Origin of the sequence: Paenibacillus sp. NPDC093718, assembly GCF_050279985.1 — a bacterium.
Classification (GTDB): domain Bacteria; phylum Bacillota; class Bacilli; order Paenibacillales; family Paenibacillaceae; genus Paenibacillus_AQ.
In genome coordinates, this window is record NZ_JBNNUS010000005.1 from 257,464 (window position 1) to 276,272 (window position 18,809).

Genomic DNA, 18,809 nt, shown 5'->3' on the forward strand with positions numbered 1-18,809 from the left:
TGCGGCTACGAGGTTATAATAGGAATGAATAAGAATACGCGTTAGGCAGAAATAAGGACGAAGCTTGAACCGATAGAAGGTGGGACTCCATGCAGAAATGGTATCAGATATTTCATAAAAGTACGGGGCTGAGCCCTTATGTATGGGTCGTCTTCTACATCCTTCCGTTCTATTTCATCTTCCGGTCGACCTCTACCTCTCAGGTCGTCTTCGGCACTCTGATGATTGTGATGTTCTTCGCCTTCTATGTGCTTTCATTTCTGGCCAAAGGCTGGCTCGTCTACTTCTGGACGAGTCTGCAAATTCTAATATCGATTACGATGTCAGTGGTGTTCGGGTATGTTTATTTCTCGTTGTTCCTCGCATTTTTCATCGGGAACATCAAGAATAAGGCCGGATTTATTACGCTGTATTCAATCCATCTGGTCACGACCATCATTACGGTCAATTATGGATTATTAACGCGGAATCCGTTTTTTATCACACAGCTGCCATTTATGCTAGTCAGTGTAGTCGGGGTTATTCTGCTGCCCGTGACGAACTATAACCGGAATAAGAATGATCAGCTGCAGGGTCAGCTGGAGGATGCCAACAAACGAATTTCGGAACTGGTGAAGCTGGAGGAACGTCAGAGGATTGCCCGCGATTTGCATGATACGCTCGGACAGAAGCTATCTCTCATTGGCCTCAAAAGTGATTTGGCCGGTAAATTGATGACGCAAGATACGGAAAGAGCCCAGGCCGAGATCAACGATGTACGCCAGACGGCCAGAACGGCACTTAAGGAAGTGCGCGAGATGGTAACACGGATGCGGGGGACCCGGCTTACGGATGAAATTTTCCGAATTCAGCAAATTCTAAAGGCTGCCGAGATTGAATTAACCTTTGAGGGAACGCTGGAGCCGGAAAATCTGTCGTTAATGAATGAAAATGTGATCAGCATGTGCCTGAAAGAGGCCGTGAATAACATAGTGAAACATAGCAATGCCACGGCTTGCTCCATTGTGATCGAATCCACGGATACGGATCTGGTTGCGAGGGTGAAGGACAATGGAACAGGGTTCGTGACCGATGCGAGAAACCGCGGCAATGGACTGCGGGGAATGAGAGAGCGGCTTGAATTCGTAAACGGAAGCATGGAGCTCACTTCCGGCGAGGGGACTACGCTGGTCCTACGTGTACCTAATGTGCTCAGAATGCCGGATAAGGAGGCGGGAATATGATCCGAATTGTCATAGCCGAAGATCAGCGATTGCTGCTTGGAGCCCTGGCCTCACTGCTTGATCTGGAAGAAGATATGCAGGTGGTCGGGACGGCAGGTAATGGGAAGGATGCCGTACAGCTTGTCAAACTTCATAAACCGGATATCTGCATCATGGATATTGAGATGCCGATGATGAACGGACTTGAAGCGGCTGAAGAACTAAAGGGCTCTGGCTGCAAGGTGATGATCTTGACGACCTTTGCCCGACCGGGGTATTTCGAGCGTGCCGTGAAGGCTGGTGCCAACGCCTACCTCCTTAAGGACAGCCCGAGCGAGGAACTGGCGGCATCCATTCGGAGCATTATGGCCGGCAGACGAATATACGCCTCCGAGCTGGTGGATGAAGCGTATTCCGGTGAAGAGAATCCGCTGACGGAGCGGGAAAAGGAAGTGCTGGGCCTGATTGCGGATGGCAAGAACACGAAGGAAATTGCCAATCAGCTGTTTATTACAACGGGTACAGTGCGGAATTATATTTCGGTTATTCTTGATAAGCTTGGCGTCAGCAACCGGATCGAAGCGATTACGCGTTTTAAAGAAAAAGGTTGGTTTAAATAATCATCTGAAAATAGCCGGAAGCCCCGTGGTTGCAGCCACCGGGCTTCTTTTTTTGTGTGGATTAAGAGAAAGGGGTTGGCCAATCTTCGCGATATATGTATTTTTTTACCTGGCATCGTATGCATTATTATGTATAAATATTCATTCTCTTTCGTGTGGTAAAGTATGTGGATATAATTTATATTTTTTGGAAACCATAAAATCACTAATAGAATTAAGCCTGTACATTATGGAGTAAATATAGCATCTATTGGGTTATCAAGCAAGAATGCTGCTGTTACTTGTAAATCTATGCATTTTTATGTATAATAGAAATGATTGCCAGAAGTCAAATTTGAAGAGGAGGTCTTCTATGGACCATATGATGTTTGAGGTTGGAACTGCTCTGATTCTGGTTGCTATAGCCTCCGTAATTGCTGGAAAGCTCAAGTTCTCGATCATACCGTTCTTGATTGTGCTCGGGATGCTTGTAGGTCCCCATGCACCAACGATAGGGATTCTTGACTTTAAGTTCATCGAGAGCCAGGGGATCATCGATTTTCTGGGACAGATCGGTATTCTATTCCTGCTCTTTTACCTTGGTCTTGAATTTTCCGTTCAAAAATTGATCAAATCCGGAAAAAACATTGTGGTAGGCGGAACCGTATATGTAGTATTGAACTTCGTACTGGGTGTGGCTTACGGTTTCGTGATCAATATGCCTCTGTACGAGACGCTGATCATTGCAGGGATGCTGTCGGTTTCCTCCAGCGCCATTGTCGCTAAGGTGCTCGTGGATCTGCGGCGCACAGGAAATGCGGAGACGGAACTCATTCTCGGCATGATTTTGTTCGATGATATTTTTCTTGCCGTGTTCTTATCGATTATGTCGGGACTGCTGTTAGGCGGGGCTACATCGATAGGGGCAACCATCATCTCGGTTTGCATTTCCATAGGTTACATGTTGTTGTTCTTTGTTATTGCGAGAAAAGGCCCGCCTATACTTAACAAATTGCTGAATATTACGTCCAGCGAGATTTTCATTATCGTTGTTTTCTCATCGATGTTCTTTATTGCCGGGTTTTCGGAGACACTGCACGTAGCCGAAGCGATCGGCGCGCTGTTGTTCGGACTGGCTTTATCGGAAACAGATCATAGCGAACGGATCGAGCAGCTGGTCATTCCTTTCCGTGATTTTTTTGGAGCTATCTTCTTCTTCAGCTTCGGTCTGGGTATCGACCCGACCACGCTTGGGAATGCGTTATGGCTTGCTTTAGGCGCCGTGGTACTGACTATTATCGGCAACCTGGTCGCAGGCATGATAGCGGGTCGCAAGGCCGGACTATCGCATAGATCGTCGCTTAACATCGGATTGACCATTATGGCTCGCGGGGAGTTCACGATCATCGTTGCGAATCTGGGACTCGCCGGCGGACTGTCCGCTATGCTGAAACCATTCTCGGCCCTCTATGTTCTGATTCTTGCGATTCTCGGTCCTCTTCTAGCCAAGGAGTCAAAACGTATCTACCGCGGAGCGAATAAAATATTCAAATGGAGCGAGCCTGTGGAGAAAGTAAAAAAAAGGAAGGCGTAAGGCTGCTGGGCTGATTTACTTTCTTCCAACTAATCTATATAATCTAGAGATTGAATTAACCCCAGAACGGAGGATTTTCACATGAGTATTATTCGCGAATCTGATCTGCCGGGTATCGGTAAGAAATTCCTTATTCAGGCGAGATCAGGGGATAAGCTGGTTATTGTTATTCATGACGATGGCCGTAGAGAGCTGTACCATTTTGAAGATGACGATCCTGAGGAGACCATCTCCCAGATTACATTAGAGGATGATGAGGCTAGACAAATCGCCGGCATCATCGGCGGCATGACGTATAAACCGAAAGCGCTCGAGACCATCGAGGTGACACTCGAAGATCTGATCATCGAATGGGCGCGTATCGAGCCGCATTACAAATGCGTGGGACAATCCATTGCAGGGCTTCAGGTTCGTCAACGTACAGGTGCTAATGTATTAGCGATTGTGAACAAGAAAGAGCAGAAGATCAATCCGGGTCCGGACGACATCCTGACAGCGGGATCGACGCTGGTGCTTGCGGGCGAGCGCAAGCAGATCAAGCAGTTGAAAGAACTGCTGGTTAACGGCTAATATTGCTCCTTCGTGGATGCGAAGATAACCATACTGAAAGCAAGCTCCTCCTTTTGTGGGGGGCTTGCTTTTTTATGTGGAGGGCAACCTATTCATCAAAGGGATGATATCCGAAGCTGTTTTGCATAAGAAAAAGCGCCAAGGGCTTCGGCCCTTGTGCGCTTTTTATGTTTACCAGCGGGATGCTGCGGGTTATGGATTGCCAGAGGGGCCGGTTATTTCCGGGCCACTATCATAAACCGGGCGGAATTCGTCCGGATTCCCCGATCTGTGCGATGGTCTCTGATGAACTGCTGCAGGATACGAAAATCCGATTCCTCCTGTCCAAATCCGGGGATAATGGGCGTGTGCTTCAGCAGAAAGATAAGATCCTCTTCACGTTCATAGTATTCATCCGCATCGTATTCGGCATATTGGATATTGCGGAACCCGGCAAGCCGAAGTTCCTCCATATATTGATCCTTTAAGGCACCGTCTTCACGGGAGGATTGTCCTCTGCCAAAGGCTTGAGCCAGATTGGCTTTATCAGATTCGCGAACCTGCTGCGTCAAAAACACGCCATCCTCTTCCAGTACTCTTCCCACCTCTGATGCACGGAAAGGGGAATGTCTGCATGAGATCAAATTGAAAAACGCCTCCGGAAATTGAAGCGACTCTGCATCCATCTGCATAAAGCGTACATTCGAAGCCGCAGCCTTCCGTTTATTACTCTGGGCAGTCTCTATCATCGAATGGGAAAGATCGATTCCAACCAGCAGGGCTGCTTTGTCGGCGATGGACAACAAGCTCTCTCCACCACCAGTGCCGATATCAAGCACAACATCGGATGGTTCACATAATTTGCCAACCTCATCGTAAAAATCCCACTCCACACCCTCCGAGATACATCTGAGCTGGCTGAAGTCCCAGCCGTTTAAGGCTCCTACGATATCATAAAATGATTTGTATTCCTGTGATTTCATATATATTGTTCACCTTTTCAATTGAGATAAAATGGGATGCTGAAAACAGATCGTCTCTTATTCGTTCGTAGCCAGTTACTGTGATTCTGGCTAGGCCCGGTCCAGTATTATAGACCGGGCCTAACTACTTCGAACGGCAAGGATCCTAATCAACATCCAATTCACCCCAATTCTGAAAGATTATTTTTAAGAGATAAGAAAGTATAAGCTTCAGAGGCTTACCATCCTTATCTCGCAAGAAAAACTTCCGCTATACGCTGTCTTCTGAGAAAGTCCGTCGATAGATGTTTTTCTTATTGTAAGTCCAAGGATTCTTCATGATCAAGGAGAATTTTATTAGGAGGAAGGACCATAATCTTAAGCAAATGATAAGAATTTGGAAGTATGGCGTTAAGAACTGTCTACTATACTTGATGAGTCTGTTTCGCAAGGAACGAGAATAATCGGATTTTAAAGATGAGAGGGTACTGTCATGAACAAATTAAAATCTTTATCAAGGGAACGTCTTCCCGAGCTGCAATTGGTACGCGCATTCGCCATCATCGGCGTGCTGTCCGTTCACTCCACATCGTATGCCGTATCTGCGATGACGGATTCCAGATACTTTTTTATGTACAATTTCATGAACATCTTCATGAAATTCGGAACGCCGACATTTATATTTTTGAGCAGTCTGGTACTCTTCTATAATTACTATGACCGTCCCACAACGAAGAAACTGATCAGCGGATTTTACAAGAAAAGACTGCTGTATATTATCATTCCATATACGCTGTTCTCCGTGTTCTACTTCGCGCTGCTGCACTATTTATATTATCAGGGGAGGCCGTTCGGTGAGACGATGGAGAGCTTTGTGCAAAAGCTGTTGACGGGCAAAGCGTATACGCATCTCTATTTCGTCTTTATCAGCATTCAGTTTTATGTGCTGTTTCCGCTCGTATTGTGGTTGTTCAAGAAGATGCCGCAGCTTGCAAAATGGGCGATACCGATTGGACTGGTGATCCAGTGGACGTTTATACTAATGAATAAGTACTATTGGCAGGTGCCGAATAAGGGAAGCTGGGCCTTGTCCTATATAGCTTACTTCATGCTGGGCGCTTTTATCGGCATCTATTATCCGAAACTGAAGGCCTGGTTTGTCATCAGCCGTGCCAATGCACAGCCTTACCGTATCGTCGCTTGGACGATGCTGTGGATGGCATGGGCAGCTGCCGGTCTCGGGCATGTATACATTTATTACAACAGCCGGCTGCATGGAACCGGGTATAATTCAACGCTGTATGAGCTGCTGTGGAATATGCATACGTACTTTGGGGCGCTTGTCCTGCTCCAGTTCGCCATTTTGTTCTACCGGGCAGGAGTACGTGGATGGACGCGGGCGCTGGAAAGACTGGGGGCCGTGTCCTTCGGGATATATCTCATTCATCCGTTCTTTTTGCTCGTCTACCGTGAGTTTCCGCTAACTACGGGGAATTCAATGCTGACCCATCTGTGGTATGCAGGCGGTTTTGCGGCAGCATTAGGCTGTTCATGGATCGTCGTAGAATTGACGGTTCGATTTATACCAGGCTCATGGGTGATATTCGGTAATATTCCGAAGGCGAAGAAATCGGTTAAGCCAGTCGATTCGCCATCTGTGCCGCTTTCCGGTTCATAGTCTGTTACGTTAGCAAAAAAATGGATGCATACCTGACGAGGGCATGGCCGTGGCGAAGAGAAACCAAAACAGCAGCAACGCACAGTCTGCACATCCATGGTGCAAGACGACGTAAAAGGCGTAATGCTGACTGCCGCTTTTAATCAAGGAGGAGCCATGTCTGGAGTTACGATATTAATGGTTGATGATGAAACCGAAATTTTGAAATTGATGGAGATTTACGTCAGAAATGAGGGCTACACGCTGCTCACCGCATCTCACGGCCTGGAAGCGCTGGAGATTCTAAGAACCCATAAAGTGGATTTGATCATCCTTGATGTCATGATGCCGCAGATGGATGGCATTGAGGCATGCATGAGAATTCGGGAGGAGAACAACACGCCGATCATCATGCTGTCTGCCAAGAGTCAGGAGATTGACAAGATCGCCGGACTCAGCATCGGCGCGGATGATTACGTGACCAAGCCGTTTAGCCCGCTGGAATTGATCGCAAGAATCAAATCGCAGCTCCGCCGATACAAACAGCTGAACAACAGCTCGGTGAGGGATGAGAACGAAATCCAGATCGATGAGCTGGTTATTAATGTCGCTTCCCACCGGGTAGCTGTGGCAGGCGTTGAGATTAAGCTGACGCCCCGCGAATTTGCTCTGCTGCATATGCTGGCCATCAATCGCGGACTCGTGCTTAGCATGGACAAGATTTATACCGAGGTGTGGAACGAACCGTTCATGGAATCGAAAAATACGGTCATGGTACATATTCGCAAGCTGCGCGAGAAGATCGAGAAGGATCCGCAGCAGCCAGTATATATTAAGACGGTGTGGGGGATTGGCTATAAAATAGAGTAAACTTAAGCAGAGGTGACTAACTTGAAAATAATGAAGCTTCATAGCATCCGCCTGAAGATGCTGCTTATGCTGCTTGCCAGCATCGGCATCACGGCCGCCCTGCTTATCATACTCTACGCATTAAGCACGCTGATACTCTCTATTCCGGCCATCAAGCCGCCGCTCGTCTGGATCATTAACAACATTGGCTCGGATCCGGTTATGCTGGTTGCGGGCATTATTCTTTTTTCGGTCAGCTATTATGTGAGCACGAAGTGGTTTGTCCTTGATCTGCAGAAGATTCAGACCGGTCTTCAGGACATCACGTCGGGGCGATTCGATTCCAGAATCGAGCTCAAATCCCAAGACGAATTAGGCGTCGTCGCTTCCAGCATAAACCGCATGACCGATCAGCTGAACGTTTATCTGGAGGAAATCAGGAATGGGCTGCGCGAGATTGCCAAGGGGAATTTCGACACCGATATTCCGGTTCAGTCAGGCAGCCAACTGGGTGAGGTGGCCGAGAGCATCAACCAGATGAGCAGGCAGCTTCACCAATCCATTCTGGAGGAGCGTAACGCGGAGAAAACAAAGAATGATCTGATTACGGGAGTTTCCCATGACTTGCGGACGCCGCTTACATCGATACTGGGATTTCTGGAGGTTATCGAGGAAGACCGGTACCAGGATGAAGTGGAGCTGCGGTATTACGTGAATATCGCTTATGAGAAAGCGCAAAATCTAAAGAAGCTGATTGATGATCTGTTCGAATATACGAGGATCAATAACGGGCTCCCACTGGATATCCGGGAGATCGATATGGCTCAGTTCATGAGACAGCTGATCGAGGAATTCGTGCCTGCCCTGGAGAAGTCCGGGATGGAATGCAAGCTTGCGGCAGAGGAAGGCCTCTTTATTCGGGCAGACGGCGCCCAGCTCGTCCGGGCTTATGAGAATTTGATATCCAATGCGATCCGTTACGGGGAGTCGGGCAAAAGGATCGACATCGCCGTCCGCAGCGATGGCAATCAGGTGAGCATCAGTTTCACCAACTATGGCGATCCGATTCCGGAGCGGGATTTGCCTTTCATCTTCGATCGCTTCTACCGCGTGGAGGCTTCCCGTTCGAAGCAGACCGGGGGCACCGGCCTGGGACTGGCGATCACAAAAAGTATCGTGGAGGTCCAGGGCGGCGAAATCCGGGTGCGGAGCGACCGGCAGAGGACAACTTTTGAAACGCGGTTTCCTAAAGTTGTATAGTTGCTGTTTCTTCAAACTTACCGCGCGGTGGTTTTCTGCCTTTGCATAGCAATAGAGGAAATCCAAGCGAACGCTCCCTCGAAGGGGGCGCTTTTTTTATAAGACGGAAGTCCCCGCTTGCTTCTGAGAGGTCCAAATAGAATTGTTCAGTTTTATTTAAGCATTCGTTAAGAACTTGGATCACTGATTGATAAGATGTGTTCCTTATACTTTCCTTCAGGAACGTACATAAGGAGGCAGTCGGGATGGGATTCATACATCATGCGAAACGGAACATGAGGCTTACGATGGCATGGCCGGCAATCATTGTGCTGGTTGTTGGTGTCATATTACTATCGGGATGCGCAGAGTTCAGAATATCCCGCGAAGATACGCAGATTGAGAACCGATCCACTCAGGGGATGGCAACAGCAAGCAATGGAAGCACGTCAATGACTCCAGCATCGTTTCTCGGGCAGTTATGGGGGGACATATCGGACGGGGTGAAAAACCGCACCAGAAAAATGACAGGCAGGCAAACGCCGAGCCGTACTCTATCCGAAGCAAGTTGGCGTATGGAGGTACGATAATGCGGAGAAGACGGCTAATTGTGAATTTGCAGCAGAAATCATTTTAACGATAATCTTTCGTGAATGTACATTTGCAGTAAGAGATTGATAGACTCCTTTCCTGGAAGGGAGTTTTTTGTTTTGATTTTGGAACAGTTTGCCTTATAATAGCGTTTACATTATATAGGCTTGTATGGGAGAGGATGGTTTCTGTGAGTTTACGCGTATCGATTCGAAAGCGACTATTCATCGGAATAACGGCAGCCGTCTGTATTTCACTTGTTGGGCACCCAACTCAGCGGACACAGGAGAGCGCACATGTCGTATTCGCTGATGCTGCAGAAGCTGGGGGCTTTACATCCGGCCAACGAGTTACGATTCAGCAGAAGGCTGTTTTATTTCCTAAAGCGCTTAGTAAGAATAGCCATCTGACAAATCTTAAAGTGAGCTATTACGGCGCCAAGGGGGAGAGGCTCCGGCTTACCTCCGTGAAGGGTGAATTAGCCTTTATCCAATCCGATTCCCGGGGAGACTTGTGGCTCCCGACATGGTATGTTTCCAAGGAAGCTGCCCAAGTGAAAGAAACTTTCCCGCTCTCGCTTCAACTACGCAGCAGCGGCAGTATATATCTTGCTCCTGGAAGCGCGATGAAATGGCCGGTATCCCAAACCGGAACGTCGCTCATCGCCGTAGCGCAGTGGAAGGACTGGTACGGGGTCATGGTCGCACCTTCCAAGTGGAAGGAAGACTACCGGATCTACCGCCCAGCAATGATGTGGGTACAGGGTAAGGACACGACAGCCAAGAAGGCGATGCCTGAAGCGCTATTAGGTGGGGATTCGGGAGTACCGACGGATGTGGTGCGGAACTTGACGGAGTTTCTTTTTAAGAAAGGGACTCCTTCTTCATACGTGAAAAAGCTGCTCGGCGAACCGCAGGTGAGGGAGACATCGCGGAATCAGGAGATGAGCTCCAATAAACCGATGATACTCGGCGAGACCTGGAGATATGAGCAGCGTGATGCCCATTATACCGTGACGTTCTCCCCATCCGGAAAGCTGACGTCCAGCGAGTGGGTGATCCCTGGGACAGGATCCTTTGAACGGTGTTACAGTCCTGGCGATGATTACGAGTTTACCTATCGTTTTGCCGCCGTGCCGCCTCAAAAGACGATTGAAGCCGAACCCGACTGGCGAAATCAGGGCAATCTGAATTTTACCTTCCTGCTTGAGGCAAGCGAGGACGTCCTGCTCCTCAAGGGGGATGATGGCGGATACAGCGGGATGCACGATAATTCTTCCCTGTATGCGATTGACCGCAGCACCGGCAAAAAGCTGTGGCAGGAGGATGCGGGATTTGGCTGGTATACGGCTGTCACGGATAAGGAGCGGGAGCATGTTACCATGTACTCGGCCTATAACCCGGAGGTTAAGGATTATGCAGCCCGCGTGCGGCATATCCGATTGTCGGATGGCAAAGTGATATGGGAGGTTAAGCCGAAGAATGAATTTGGCCTGACAATGACGGCTGCGGCCGATACGATCATTCTGGACGAAGCTTTGAATATGAACGAAACCAAAACCGAAAGCGTGCTGAGCGTGCTGGACCAGGAAACCGGAAAACTGCGTTGGAAAAAGACATTGTCCGGCGAACACCGCTTGCTGAATGCAGGATCGGGTGATACGTATGTGCTCGTCGAGCAGAACGGACAGCTTACCGCTTACGATCCGGTCACCGGCAAAGCGGCATGGAATGTAAAGGTCGGTAAGAGGGCTATGGACGATCCGACTCAAGATCCGTATTTTATCGGAGGGTATCGCTACAATCCGGTATCCCCTGCGGATATGACAACAAGATGGATGCTGCTTGGCAAGGAATGGGTTCTGCTCAATACGGAAACCGGGGCGCGCGAAGCCGTGTATCCGGCCTATGAGATGGAAAGGTTCGAGGTGCTGAATGAGCGGTATCTATTAGTGCAGCGTGCGCTGAACGGAGAGTATTTCAGCGGGGCTACCGCTTACGAAAGCGTATTGTATGACAGCCTGGAAGATAAGGAATTATGGACCGTGAAAGGCAAAGCCGCCCGCGGCGTCATCGAGGAAGAACGGGTCTATCTTACCTTGAACGGCATTCCGGCAGCGATAGATATAGAGAGCGGCAGCATCCTATGGAAGATGGAGACTACTTCCAAAGCGGGCGACGATCTGTCCCATCTGGTTAGCAGCAGCTACGGGATCCTGGATTCGTACCTGCTGGTAAGTTTGGAAAGCGATCTCGTGGTGCTGAACAAGGAAGACGGCAGAAGCTTGGGCAGATTGCATAACGTGGTCACCGGCAGCGTTGATTTGCGAGAGGTTTATACCAAGAACGGTGCGTTGAACGTAACGGAACGGGAAGTGCTCGTCGGCACGGTCAACGGAGCCTTTATTCGTTATGATGCCAGAGCTTTAAAGGAACGCTTGGATGAGCTGTAATAGCTGTTAGCGATAGATGATAAAGACCGTAGGGAGACGTCCGCAAAGGAGGAAGACTTATGGGCAAGAGGCTTAAGATAACAGGGATTCCGATCATCAGCCTATTGTTGATCCTATGTTTGGGCTGCGGCAGCAAGCAGTCGGCCAGTTATGCGTCTCTGTTAAAGTACGATGATCAAGAGTATATCGGAAAAGGCATTGAGGATGCCGAGGCTTTTGCGGAGGTGGATTTGACCTTGGCGGGCACGATCCAGAAGCGGCTCGAACCGGATCAATACCCGGATACGCATTTATCATCGAACGAGCTGCCGGAAGGCACGGAAATCTACGTAGTCGATGATGATATATTGGTGGCTTTGCAGGAAGGCCGAAGGTTCAAGGTGTTTGAGCGCATGGAATAAAATGAATGGATGGATAAGCGTCCCTGGCGTCTGGCGACAGATGCGGGGGCGTTTTTGGTCTTCTGCAATCTTGCAAATTTTGATATTGTTTCATTTCTATAGAATGGTATAATATTCCTGGTTCGAATGCACTAGATTTGAAAGACTTACATTCTGACAAGAGATGAGGTTCATTCATGTTTAAGAAAATGTTGGTTCTGCTGTTGGCTGTTTGTGTGATGGTTCCCACCGTGGCCGGGGCAGCTTATGGGGAGTCGGGCAAGGCAAGCTCGAAGATTGCAATGCTATTGCCTGATGGCACACCCTTGATGGAGGATGGCACGGTCTGGGTTACGTACAGCCGCCTTCCAATCAACCAAATCCCGATTCCGATGGGTGGAGATCTAAAGTTCATCGCAGGCTCTAGCGGATATGGATTCGGCGTTAATAACGCTGGTGGACTCGTTACGTGGGGGGAATCGGGATATCAGGCTGTAGCGGGTGTGAACCATGTGAAACAGCTTGGACAAGGTTACTGGTTGACCTCTGACGGCAATGTTCATCGCATGGTTAACTCCAAGCCGCAAGCGGTAAAAGGCTTTGAGGGAATAAGCGTTTTTGACGAGAGTAAGGGAATTATCGGCGGCGTTACCCAGTCGGGAACAATCTTATATCACAATAGTGCCTACTCACCGGAGCCTGTGACTCTGGGTCAAGCAGCGGACGTGAACGCGATCCGTAAAATCAAGGTTGCCGGCGATTACGCGGCTATTTTATACAATGACGGAAGACTTGTACTGTTCAGTACGCTTCGAATCAATGGCAGCACGACGTATCTGTCGCAAAACTTGATTCCTGACGGGGCTGACATTTCTTTTGGGAAAGAACAGAAACTGATTTTCGTTAAAAAAGATGGAACGGTGTGGAATGCGAGATTGGATGTATTCACGCAAACCTTCGAGATGAGCCCGCTGAACGGGATCAGCGGAGTGAAAGAGATTGTGGGAATCGAAGGTTCCAAAAGCTTTTTCGCCAGGTTATCGGATGGTACTTGGACGGAGTATGATAGTGGACAGCAATACGATGTGACGGTACCGAGCATTACCGGCGTCACGATTAAGGTATCGAACAGCAAGCCGAAGGTGGGGAGCTCCATCACGCCAACGGTTGAATTTCAGTACAGCAGCGGAGAGAAACACAAGATTCCGGCGAATATGATCTCGTTATCGGTAGATAAGCCCCATCTGATCAAGGCAGGGGATAAAGGCACCTATAAAATCATGGGTGTGGGCGAGGCTACGCTGACGGTGGAAGTTGCAGGCAAGAAGCAATCGGTGAACATCGTTTCTGGACTTGGCAAACCATTGGGGAATGCCAAACAGGAGAAGGGGATTACTTACCTGCCGTTGAAGCCGGTGTTTGAAGCCATGGGAGGTTCAGTTCAATATCAGGCTGCTTCCAAAACCTTTGATATTACCGTAGGACAGACCGAGATTACCGTTAAGGCAGGAAGCAAGCAAGCGAAGATCAACGGCAAAACCGTGAATATGAAAGGCGCTCCGATCCAGAGCAAAGGGGAGACGCTCGTATCCGCGGATCTGTTGATCGCAGCGCTGGGCGCAAAACTGAAATGGGACGCATCCAAACAGCAAATGACCGTGACGCTGGGTGCGGCACAATTCGTTGTAAAGGGCGAGCCGAAGAAAGCAACGAGCAGCGGTAACACCGGAAACTCAGGGAAGAGCAAAATGTCATCGGTCCCTGCAACCGGAAGCATGGCTGGTTGGAGGCTGCTAAAAGGCCATGAATATGATAAATCCTTGCGGATTTATTACCAATACAAGAATGGCATCCTGTCAACCAAAACGGAGGATATCCGTAAGGTGGATTTGAATAAAAAGGTGACTTGGACGGATGATTACGGCCGCAAGCATACCAATACCGTCCGTGAAATCTACTCTCTGTTTACCCTTTCGAATGAATATACCTCTGAATGGCTCTACAAGAAATTCGGTAAGCTTTATGAGGATTGGCTGCTAAGCTCCTTGGTAGATGCTGCTCGTATTGTTGAGCAATATCTGCAAGAGACCGGCCAGATGCCGAGTTATGCGCCCAATGTGACCCTGACGCCGGATGCGGTATTTAAATACGAGTAAGTGCACACGAGCAAGGAAAAAAAGATATTCTCGTTTCTGATTAAGGGCCAGGATATTCCTGGCTCTTTTTGCTATGGATGCAAACATGTCCGGTAAACGTCATTTCTGTGCAAACTCCATGCATGGAAGTTGCGGCGAATATTATAACTTACATCTAAATATAGTAGACGTAAATGCAAGCCTTGTTTACTTGCAATTTAAAATAACAAGGGGGGACACTCATGAATCGCAGGACAACGCCTAACCGATCTCCTGAGCCGGGGGGGCCTGATTCTCCGCCTCCCAGAAGGCACACCTTGTTTTGGAGACTATTCGCCAACTATTTTCTCCTCATTCTCATTCCCGTGATTGTTGCGTCGGTTCTCGCTCAGGTGCTGGTCGTTCGCATTATTGAAAAGGATGCCGAGCGTTTCAATCAAGTGATGATGAATCGCTTCTCCGAGCAGACGGACACCGAGCTGCAATCCTTGAAGACTAGCATGATTAATATCCTCAGCACCTCCAGATTACGGAGCGTGCTTCTGGCTCCCATGGCCTCTTCGCCGGATAGCCTGCTGCTTCCGGAATTGCTTCATTCCCTGCGGGAGCAGCTGCAGCAGCTGGAATCCGATGATTTGGTCGAGAGGGCGTATTATTATTTCGTTCACCAGGATTTGATGATCGATGCCGAAACCTACACGAATAAAGCGTATTATTTTCGTTCCCGCTATCCCCAGGATTTGAACCGACGCCATCAGCTGGAAGCCGAATTATCCGGCAAAAAAATGATGGATTTCATGGATTCCCCCGCCTCATTGACAGCTGCCATGAGCTACCCGTTTAATACGGCGGCCCCTGAAGTCTATCTCCTGGTCGAAGTGAAACGAGACAAGCTTGAGGAGCAGATTCACATTCCGGAGAGCTGGGTTACGGGCACGGCGATTGTAGATAATGGGGCCAAAGTGATCGCCCAGAACGGACTGACTGAGCAGGACCAGCTTGCTCTGCAGCAGCGAATACGTACGGACGGCACTGCTTCGCAATTCACGATATCGGACAAGAGGGGGTTGTCCTTCATGGCCTCCGGCTTCGATCAGTCCTGGCATTATATCAGCATGATCGACTTAGGCACATTGATGAAGCCGGTCTATATGACCCGATGGATCTGTTGGTTGTTCCTCGTATTCTTCCTTCTAGTCGGCGCACTCGCCTCGTATTATTTAAGCCGGCGATTATACCGGCCGATCCGTGAGATTAAGGATGGGTTGAAGCTGCATCACGCTCCGAATGGGGAAGTCGGCCATGAAGGAAACGAGTTTGATGCCATCAAACGTTATTCCCAGTTCATCATGACGGAGAATAAAGAGCTGTACCAGATGGTGAACGGGATGCTGCCGATCGTGCAGGAGCAGTTTTTCACGAAAATCCTGCTGGGGCAATACCGGGATGCCTTATCGATTGAGTACTACGCCAAGGAGATTGAGTTTGCTTACAGCTACAAGGCGGCAAGAACCGTCCTGTGTATCTCTTTCCACTATGACCGGTCGGTTTACGACTCGACATCGGAATCCGCCAAGATCTTTTTGCTGACCGAGCTGAAGGACAAGATTCTTCGGCTGGCACCCGGCATGGTCTGGATCTGCCAGACAAGGCCGGATCTGATGGCATGCATCGTGGAGCATGGTCACATCACGGAGGGCCAGGGTCATCCTGAAAAAGTAGCGGAGCAAATTCGGCACATTTTCCTGGAATACGGGGCTTATTATAAAGCGACCATCGGGATCGGAAAGACCGTTCGTGCCATGGAAGAGCTGCACCAGTCTTATGAGCATGCCCTGGCCATGCTGAAGTATCGGGGGCTGCATTCCACCGTAGAGATTTGTGGCAGTCAGCCTTCCCGGGAGCTGCAGCAGTGGGATCCTTTCCTATCCGTGCAAGAGGTCCAGCGGATCCTCAATCAGTACAAAACCCGTGAGTATGACAAGCTGCTTCATTCTGTGCTTGCTCTGCTGGAGGAGGGAAAGGGCAAGGATGCAACAGCCGTGCAGATGAAATATCTGCTTGCCGATGTGCTCAACACCTGGATTCGGGCGGTGGAATCGGAGCGCAATGAACTCAACGTTCCGTATTACTCGGGGCTGTTCGAACGGATGAATCGCTGCATGACATGGGACGAGCTTACGTGCTGCTTTACGGAGATTCATGGTTTTCTGTTTCGGAAGCCTGCTTCCAGCAGCCGGAGTCAACAGTTTATGGAGATTCTGGAGTACATTCATAAGCATTACGATCAAGAGCTGTCGATCGAGCATTTTGCCGGGATGATGAATATGTCCATCGGGCATTTCAGCCGGACCTTCAAGGAGGAGGTCGGCGAGAAGTACGTGGAATATATTGCGAAATACCGGCTGATGAAGGCGAAGCAATTTTTGCTTGAAACCGATTTGAAAATTGACGAAATTGCTGAGAAGGTCGGGTATTGGGGCCGAAATTCTCTGATTCGGGCTTTCCGCCGATACGAGGGCATTACACCTGCTAAATACAGGAGCTCCCACCATTAGGAAAGAGACTGCATTTTTTTCTGAAGTCTCTTTTTTTGCATGGACCCAAGCGGAAAGCCTTGTGCCACGGGGGTTGCAAAAGGAGTGTCTCCAGGAAAAGATGCACGCTTTACGCGAAAGAAGGACGGCTCGTATAGTGGGGACAACAACAAACGAATGTAAATGCTTTCAATCGGAGGTGAGGATTATTGGCGCAGCTATCACGGATCGGCTATGTTCTGAGAAAGCATAAAGCGTTGTACTTGCTGATGCTGCCTGGCATTTTGTATTACTTGATATTCAAGTACGCGCCGATGTACGGCATCATCATCGCCTTCCAGGATTATTCGATCGGCCGGGGCATTTTGGGAAGTGAATTTGTCGGACTCAAGCATTTGATTGAATTTTTCTATGTCACCCCCGATGCTTGGAAGCTGATTCGCAACACAATCATGCTGAATGTGTACGATCTCCTGTTTCATTTTCCGGCACCGATCATTCTGGCGATCCTGTTCCATGAGCTGAAGAGTAAATGGTTCAAAAGGTTCGTGCAAAATATCAGCTACATGCCGCATTTCCTGTCCACCGTCGTTATCGCGGGCATTCTCGTGACCTTCCTGTCACCGACCACGGGCGTCGTGAACCATCTGCTCGTTAAGCTGTTCGGTATTGAGCCGATCATGTTTCTGGGCATGCCGGAATGGTTCCGGACGGTGTATGTGGGCTCCGAAATATGGCAAAAGGTGGGATGGGGTACCATCCTCTATCTGGCTGCGATTGCCGGCATCGATCCGACGCTGTATGAAGCGGCCAAGATGGATGGGGCGAACCGGTGGCAGCAGGTCCGGCATATTACGTTCATCGGCATGGTGCCGGTCATGATTATTCTGTTCGTGCTGTCGCTCGGCAATTTCATGGAGGCCAGCTTCGAGAAAATCCTCTTGATCTACAACACGATGAATTATGAAACCTCGGATGTCATTAACACCTTTGTGTACAGGCGGGGCATCCTCGATGCCGATTTCAGCTTCGCGACCGCGGTCGGCCTGTTCCAGTCGGCGATTGGCTTCATTCTGGTCGTTGCGGCCAACCGGATTGTACGCAAATATTCGGAGACCAGCCTGTGGTAAGGGAGGTGCGTGATGAAAAAACAGGAAAGCTTCGCCTCGAAGCTGTTTGACGTATTCAATGTCTTGTTCATGATTGTGCTGATCATTGTGATGGCCTACCCGATGGTGTATGTATTCTCGGCTTCCATCAGCAACAATGCCATGGTCGCGAGCGGGGCGGTGCTGCTGTGGCCAAAAAAAATTACGCTCATCGCCTACGAGCAGCTCATCTATAACCCCGATCTCTGGGTGAGTTACTGGAATACGATCCGGTATACGTTCCTGCATACGGTGCTGACGCTGATTGCGACCTCCGCGATGGCGTATCCGCTTGCGAAGCGATGGCTGCCCGGTCGGAGAGTGATTCTGCTGATGGCGGCTTTCACGCTTCTCTTCAGCGGCGGCATGATTCCAACCTTCCTGATCGTTCAGAAGCTGGGGATGCTCGACACGATCTGGGCGATCGTCCTCCCTTCCCTGATCAGCACATGGTATTTGTTTATTATGCGGACATTCTTCGAGGCGCTGCCGGAGGAGCTCGAGGACGCGGCTGCCATCGACGGGTGCGGATCCCTTCAGATTCTGGTGCGGATCGTTCTGCCATTATCCGTGCCCGTCATGGTCACGATTGGCCTGTTCACGGCCGTGAATCAATGGAACTCCTTCTTCAGCGCTTTGATCTATCTGAATGACCGGGAGATGTACCCGCTGCAGATCATGATGCGCAACATCCTGATCGCCGGCACGAATGTTCAGGGCGAAGGGGACCTGACGCATCTGGAGACGTTGAAATACGCCATGATCATGATCGGGACGCTGCCAATTCTGTGCGTTTATCCGTTTATCCAGAAATATTTTGTACAGGGCACGATGATTGGCGGCATTAAGGGGTAGTTATGGATTCCACGCTAATCCATTTCTATACGTTGTGATGATAAAAAAGGAGGTTAGGAA

At 49.3% G+C, this 18,809-nt stretch carries 15 protein-coding genes; 14 read left to right on the forward strand and 1 reads right to left on the reverse strand.

Annotation, left to right across the window (positions count from 1 at the left end):
* Nucleotides 1–89 precede the first annotated feature (89 nt).
* The 4 genes from ACQKPA_RS16940 to ACQKPA_RS16955 all read left to right on the forward strand — a co-directional run bounded on the left by ACQKPA_RS16940 (nucleotide 90) and on the right by ACQKPA_RS16955 (nucleotide 3,965).
* Nucleotides 90–1,223, forward strand: a complete 1,134-nt coding sequence (locus ACQKPA_RS16940; RefSeq protein WP_427493758.1) for a sensor histidine kinase — start codon at nucleotides 90–92, stop codon at nucleotides 1,221–1,223.
* Nucleotides 1,220–1,822, forward strand: coding sequence for a response regulator transcription factor (locus ACQKPA_RS16945; protein ID WP_071221199.1), 603 nt, complete (start codon nucleotides 1,220–1,222; stop codon nucleotides 1,820–1,822). Before ACQKPA_RS16940 ends, ACQKPA_RS16945 begins: the two co-directional genes overlap by 4 nt.
* A 352-nt stretch (nucleotides 1,823–2,174) precedes the next feature.
* The gene (locus ACQKPA_RS16950) at nucleotides 2,175–3,395 is read left to right on the forward strand and encodes a cation:proton antiporter (protein ID WP_427493759.1); all 1,221 of its coding nucleotides are present in this window, start codon (nucleotides 2,175–2,177) and stop codon (nucleotides 3,393–3,395) included.
* Between the two features lie 81 nt (nucleotides 3,396–3,476).
* On the forward strand, nucleotides 3,477–3,965 hold the full coding sequence (locus tag ACQKPA_RS16955) for a cation:proton antiporter regulatory subunit (RefSeq protein WP_071221197.1): 489 nt from the start codon (nucleotides 3,477–3,479) through the stop codon (nucleotides 3,963–3,965).
* Nucleotides 3,966–4,180: 215 nt separating this feature from the next.
* On the opposite strand, the gene ACQKPA_RS16960 is transcribed toward ACQKPA_RS16955, so the two are convergent.
* On the reverse strand, nucleotides 4,181–4,927 hold the full coding sequence (locus ACQKPA_RS16960) for a class I SAM-dependent methyltransferase (RefSeq protein WP_427493760.1): 747 nt from the start codon (nucleotides 4,925–4,927) through the stop codon (nucleotides 4,181–4,183).
* Nucleotides 4,928–5,399: 472 nt separating this feature from the next.
* Here ACQKPA_RS16960 and ACQKPA_RS16965 point away from each other — a divergent pair, with 472 nt between their 5' ends.
* From ACQKPA_RS16965 to ACQKPA_RS17010, 10 genes are all read left to right on the forward strand, one after another.
* The gene (locus ACQKPA_RS16965; protein WP_427493761.1) at nucleotides 5,400–6,584 is read left to right on the forward strand and encodes an acyltransferase; all 1,185 of its coding nucleotides are present in this window, start codon (nucleotides 5,400–5,402) and stop codon (nucleotides 6,582–6,584) included.
* Nucleotides 6,585–6,740: 156 nt separating this feature from the next.
* Complete coding sequence (locus tag ACQKPA_RS16970; RefSeq protein ID WP_427493762.1) at nucleotides 6,741–7,433, forward strand: response regulator transcription factor; 693 nt, start codon at nucleotides 6,741–6,743, stop codon at nucleotides 7,431–7,433.
* 30 nt (nucleotides 7,434–7,463) lie between these two features.
* Nucleotides 7,464–8,672 carry a sensor histidine kinase gene (locus tag ACQKPA_RS16975; RefSeq protein ID WP_427493995.1) on the forward strand — a complete coding sequence of 403 codons (1,209 nt, stop codon included), beginning with the start codon at nucleotides 7,464–7,466 and terminating at the stop codon, nucleotides 8,670–8,672.
* A 245-nt stretch (nucleotides 8,673–8,917) separates the two neighbouring features.
* Nucleotides 8,918–9,241: a hypothetical protein gene (locus tag ACQKPA_RS16980; RefSeq protein WP_427493763.1), complete on the forward strand. Its 324-nt coding sequence runs from the start codon at nucleotides 8,918–8,920 to the stop codon at nucleotides 9,239–9,241.
* A gap of 191 nt (nucleotides 9,242–9,432) precedes the next feature.
* Entirely contained in the window at nucleotides 9,433–11,694 is a 2,262-nt protein-coding gene (locus ACQKPA_RS16985; protein WP_427493764.1) for a PQQ-binding-like beta-propeller repeat protein, read from the forward strand.
* A gap of 59 nt (nucleotides 11,695–11,753) precedes the next feature.
* Nucleotides 11,754–12,095, forward strand: a complete 342-nt coding sequence (locus ACQKPA_RS16990) for a hypothetical protein (RefSeq protein ID WP_427493765.1) — start codon at nucleotides 11,754–11,756, stop codon at nucleotides 12,093–12,095.
* A 176-nt stretch (nucleotides 12,096–12,271) separates the two neighbouring features.
* The gene (locus ACQKPA_RS16995; RefSeq protein ID WP_427493766.1) at nucleotides 12,272–14,230 is read left to right on the forward strand and encodes a copper amine oxidase N-terminal domain-containing protein; all 1,959 of its coding nucleotides are present in this window, start codon (nucleotides 12,272–12,274) and stop codon (nucleotides 14,228–14,230) included.
* 221 nt (nucleotides 14,231–14,451) lie between these two features.
* Entirely contained in the window at nucleotides 14,452–16,767 is a 2,316-nt protein-coding gene (locus ACQKPA_RS17000) for a helix-turn-helix domain-containing protein (RefSeq protein ID WP_427493767.1), read from the forward strand.
* 188 nt (nucleotides 16,768–16,955) lie between these two features.
* Nucleotides 16,956–17,876 (forward strand): ABC transporter permease, encoded by a 921-nt coding sequence (locus ACQKPA_RS17005; protein ID WP_427493768.1) that lies wholly within the window; start codon nucleotides 16,956–16,958, stop codon nucleotides 17,874–17,876.
* Between the two features lie 12 nt (nucleotides 17,877–17,888).
* Complete coding sequence (locus ACQKPA_RS17010) at nucleotides 17,889–18,749, forward strand: carbohydrate ABC transporter permease (protein WP_216534668.1); 861 nt, start codon at nucleotides 17,889–17,891, stop codon at nucleotides 18,747–18,749.
* The last annotated feature ends 60 nt before the right edge of the window (nucleotides 18,750–18,809 follow it).